5 protein-coding genes are annotated in these 4,191 nt (G+C 68.5%); all 5 read left to right on the top strand.

All coding sequences use genetic code 11. From position 1 onward, the window contains the following. Positions 1–228: 228 nt before the first annotated feature. The 5 genes from ABT004_RS36050 (at position 229) to ABT004_RS36030 (ending at position 3,949) form a co-directional block, all read left to right on the top strand. Positions 229–1,044 (top strand): phosphatase, encoded by an 816-nt coding sequence (locus ABT004_RS36050; RefSeq protein ID WP_351345990.1) that lies wholly within the window; start codon positions 229–231, stop codon positions 1,042–1,044. A 129-nt stretch (positions 1,045–1,173) separates the two neighbouring features. Continuing rightward, positions 1,174–1,383: a helix-turn-helix domain-containing protein gene (locus tag ABT004_RS36045; RefSeq protein ID WP_351345987.1), complete on the top strand. Its 210-nt coding sequence runs from the start codon at positions 1,174–1,176 to the stop codon at positions 1,381–1,383. A 150-nt stretch (positions 1,384–1,533) separates the two neighbouring features. Next, the gene (locus ABT004_RS36040; RefSeq protein ID WP_003948845.1) at positions 1,534–1,632 is read left to right on the top strand and encodes a 30S ribosomal protein bS22; all 99 of its coding nucleotides are present in this window, start codon (positions 1,534–1,536) and stop codon (positions 1,630–1,632) included. Between the two features lie 176 nt (positions 1,633–1,808). Continuing rightward, complete coding sequence (locus tag ABT004_RS36035) at positions 1,809–2,885, top strand: NAD-dependent epimerase/dehydratase family protein (protein ID WP_351345984.1); 1,077 nt, start codon at positions 1,809–1,811, stop codon at positions 2,883–2,885. 14 nt (positions 2,886–2,899) lie between these two features. Further along, the gene (locus ABT004_RS36030; RefSeq protein WP_351345981.1) at positions 2,900–3,949 is read left to right on the top strand and encodes a lysophospholipid acyltransferase family protein; all 1,050 of its coding nucleotides are present in this window, start codon (positions 2,900–2,902) and stop codon (positions 3,947–3,949) included. Positions 3,950–4,191 lie beyond the last annotated feature (242 nt).

Below are 4,191 nucleotides of genomic sequence, written 5' to 3'. Positions count from 1 at the left end.
AAGGCGCCTCAATCGCCGCAGGGGCTTGAAAGGCCTGCTCAATCGCCGCAGGGGCTTGAAAGGCCTGCTCAATCGCCGCAGGGGCTTGAAAGGCCTGCTCAATCGCCGCAGGGGCTTGAATGCCGCTCCTCAATCGCCGGAGGGGCTTAGAACGCGGGGTTACTCCGACCGTGGGGTGTTTGGGGAAAGCGGGGGTTTGGGTGGGGGCAATGCAGCAACATCGCAAGGGTGTTGAGCGTCGGCGCCCTGCGTGCGCACCTGTTGGCGGCTCGGCTTGCCGGGCCCGTGGCGACCTCCCGTGAGGAGAGCCTGCGGAGCTACCGCCTGTTCGAGGCGCGGGATCCGCGCGTGATGCTCGGGCTCGATCCCGAGTGGGCGTGGGGTCACCGGGACTTGCTCGCGCTGATGGCGGACAAGTGCGGGGTGTCCGGGGACCCGGGACACCGCACGGGCCACGATGTCATCGATCCGGAACGGACTCTGGCCGCGCTCGACGCGTTTGCGGAGCGGGTCGGCCGGGCCGCCGAGAGCCGTTCCCCAGTGCTGTTCGGGACGGGACATCCGCACCGACTGCTCGGTTTCTACGCCGCGTTGGCGGACGCCCTGTCGGCGGTGGGGTGCCCTGTCCTCACCCCCGCGCAGGGTCGGAGTATCGACATAACGACCCGATTCGGCCTACGCACGTACAACCTCGACTACGACCAGGGAGTCGCGTTGATGCGGGAACCGGGCGCGTACCCGGCGCGAAGTGAGACCGGCGCGCACACCCACTCGCCACTCCCGGTTCGGCTGGTGCTCGGTGCGCTCTCGGAGGCCGGCGAGCCGCTGCCCGAGTTGGTCATCGGGGACCACGGATGGGTCTGCGGTGCAGGTCAGTTGGGGTTCGACGCCATCGGTCTGGCCGATACGGACGATCCCGCCCTGTTCGTCGGTGAGGCTGAGGGGCAGGTGTCCGTCGTCGTTCCACTTGATGACGCTGTGCGGTCTGATTACTACCGACCGCTTACTCGCTATGTACTCAATCGAGCGTGTCTGTCACAGTAGGCGGCCGATCGCTGCTCCTCTTCCCCACTCGCATCACCCGCCTCTACATTGGGGAGTGAGCACGCAACGACGTTGAGTCACCGGAAGGGGAAGCCGGTGGCCGTCGAGTGCGGAAGGTTCAGGTGTGTCATGGCTGCTGAGCAGAGGCCTCTATCCGAGGTGGCGTTCCTGACCGTGGCGGAGGTCGCCGCGGTGATGCGAGTGTCGAAGATGACCGTGTACCGCTTGGTGCACAGTGGTCATCTGCCCGCGATCCGGGTGGGGAGGTCATTCCGAGTCCCGGAGAACGCGGTTCATGAGTACCTCCGCGACTCCTACGTGGGGGTGGGCGCCGGCTGATCCACAGGGTCCTGAGGACCTCGATTTCTGCTCGGCACTCGGAGCGGGGTAGGCTTGCCCCCCGTAGGTCGTGTGGGCCCCAATGCAGCCCCGCACCGAGTGATTGTCTCCGCCTTGCGGGGGTTGTCCGAGAAGTGAGCGAGGGTAGTCGTGGGCTCTGTCATTAAGAAGCGGCGTAAGCGGATGGCTAAGAAGAAGCACCGCAAGCTGCTGAAGCGCACCCGCGTGCAGCGTCGTAACAAGAAGTAAGCGACAGCTGCTGTACAGCGCGCCTTGTGGCCCTTCCACCATCCGGTGGGAGGGCCACATTGCGTCTGGGGGGGTGTGGCTGTCGTCACTTCCTGCATCGAGCAGACATCACAGCGCAACATCGAACCGATAACGTGACCCGCAGGCGGGTCTGGGACGGAAGGTAGGCGCTGATCTTGGGCAAGGTCGTGCTCGTGACGGGGGTGGCCCGACAGCTGGGCGGCCGGTTCGTACGCAGGATCCAGCGGGACCCCGAGGTGGACCGGGTCATCGGCGTGGACGCGGTGCCGCCGGCCCACCATCTGGGCGGCGCCGACTTCCTGCAGGCCGACATCCGGCAGCCGACGATCGCGCGGCTGCTCGCCGAGTACGGCGTGGACACGGTCGTGCACATGGACGTGACGGGAACCCCGCTGGCCAGCGGTGGCCGCGGCGCGGTCAAGGAGACCAACGTCATCGGCACGATGCAGCTGCTCGGCGCGTGCCAGAAGGCGCCGAACGTGAAGCGCCTGGTGGTGAAGTCCAGCACCAATGTGTACGGGTCGGCTCCCCGCGATCCCGCCGTCTTCACCGAGACGACGCCGCCGAAGTCGCTGCCGAGCGGGGGCTTCGCCAAGGACACCGTCGAGGTCGAGGGGTATGTGCGCGGGTTCGCCCGGCGCCGTCCTGATGTCGCGGTGTGCGTGCTGCGCTTCGCCAACATCCTTGGTCCCACGGCGGATTCGCCGCTCGCCGAGTACTTCTCGCTGCCGGTCCTGCCGACCGTGTTCGGCTACGACCCGCGGTTGCAGTTCGTGCACGAGGACGACGTGATCGAGGTGCTGCGGATCGCCTCGCACGATCCGGCCCGGGGGACGTTGAACAGCGGCACGTTCAATATCGCCGGTGACGGTGTGCTGCTGCTGTCGCAGTGCTCGCGGCGGCTCGGCCGGCCGACGGTTCCGGTGTTCCTTCCCGCGGTGACCTGGGTGGGCGGCGCGCTGCGTACGCTGGGCGCGACGGACTTCTCGCCCGAGCAGATCCGGCTGCTCACGCACGGACGGATGGTGTCGACGGACCAGATGCGCGACACACTGGGCTTTGCACCCAAGTACACGACCGCGGAGGCCTTCGCGGAGTTCGTACGCGGCCGGGGCCCGGGACTGCTGCCGCCGCAGGCCCTCGCGGGGGCCGTTGACCGCATCGCCGCGCTGCCCTTCCTGGGCGGTGCCCGCACGGTCCCCGGCCACCCCCCGACGCAGAGCGCCAACTGAGGAGCGCATCAACGATGGCGGACGCCAAGGTCATTCCGTTCGACGACGACAGGTCGCGAGGGGCGGCGGCGAAGGGTGCCGCGCGCCGCGGCCGGGGCCCCGGGGGCGGCGCCCGACGCAAGGGCGAACCCGTGGCCGTACGGGAGGTGCGGCCGTTGCAGCAGCCACCGTCCGAGCCGGCGGCCGAAGCGGCGCCGCGGGAGTCGGCCGGGCCGCCGCAGGGTGGCGGCTGGGAGCGGAAGCTCGCGGGTGGGCTCGCGTTTGTGCGGCGGCGGATCACCGGGGAGTACGACGTCGACGAGTTCGGCTACGACGAGGAGCTCACCGACCAGGTCCTGATGTCGCTGCTCCGGCCGATCGCGGAGAAGTACTTCCGGGTCGAGGTGAAGGGCATTGAGAACATCCCCTCCGACGGCGGTGCCCTGATCGTCTCCAACCACTCCGGGACGCTGCCGTTGGACGGCCTGATGATGCAGGTCGCCGTGCACGACAACCATCCGGAGAACAGGCACCTGCGGCTGCTCGCGGCCGACCTGGTGTTCATGCTGCCGGTGGTCAACGAACTGGCGCGCAAGGCCGGGCACACGCTGGCCTGCGCGGAGGACGCGCAGCGGCTGCTCGAAAGCGGTGAGCTGGTCGGCGTCATGCCGGAGGGGTTCAAGGGCGTCGGCAAGCCGTTCAGCGAGCGGTACAAGTTGCAGCGCTTCGGGCGGGGCGGCTTCGTGTCCACCGCGCTGCGCGCCGGCACGCCGATCGTGCCGTGCTCGATCGTCGGCGCGGAGGAGATCTACCCGATGGTCGGCAACGCGAAGACGCTCGCGCGGCTTCTCGGGTTTCCGTACTTCCCGATCACGCCCACGTTCCCGTGGCTGGGGCCGCTCGGGGCGGTGCCGTTGCCGACGAAGTGGACGATCCAGTTCGGTGAGCCGATCCCGACGGACGGCTATCCGCCGGAGGCGGCGGAGGATCCGATGCTGATGTTCAACCTGACGGACCAGGTCCGCGAACAAATCCAGCACACGCTCTACAAGTTGCTGGTGCAGCGGCGGTCGGTGTTTTTCTGAGGAGTGTTGGGCCAGGGCCGACTTCTGTTCGGTGCGGCGGGCGCCGTGTCGGCGGACGGAGTCCGGCGCAGCTGTCCGAAGCCTGCGGAGCAGTGCGAGGGCAGCAGAGAGAGGGGCCAAGTTGCTGGTACAGCGGCGGTCGGTGTTTTTCTGAGGGATCACGAGGAGGGGGGCGGGGGGCGGGCGCGGCGCCCCCCCCCCCCCCCCACCCACAGAGAAAAACGGAGGCACCCCCGGCCGCC

Source organism: Streptomyces sp. NPDC002790, from assembly GCF_040295505.1.
GTDB lineage: Bacteria > Actinomycetota > Actinomycetes > Streptomycetales > Streptomycetaceae > Streptomyces.
The sequence above is the reverse complement of the archived record's forward strand: the minus strand, read 5'-3'. Positions and strand labels throughout refer to the sequence as shown.

Coding starts and splice junctions, on each gene's coding strand:
- ABT004_RS36045 (WP_351345987.1), top strand. CDS start 1,174: ATGGCTGCTGAGCAGAGGCCTCTATCCGAGGTGGCGTTCCTGACCGTG.
- ABT004_RS36030 (WP_351345981.1), top strand. CDS start 2,900: ATGGCGGACGCCAAGGTCATTCCGTTCGACGACGACAGGTCGCGAGGG.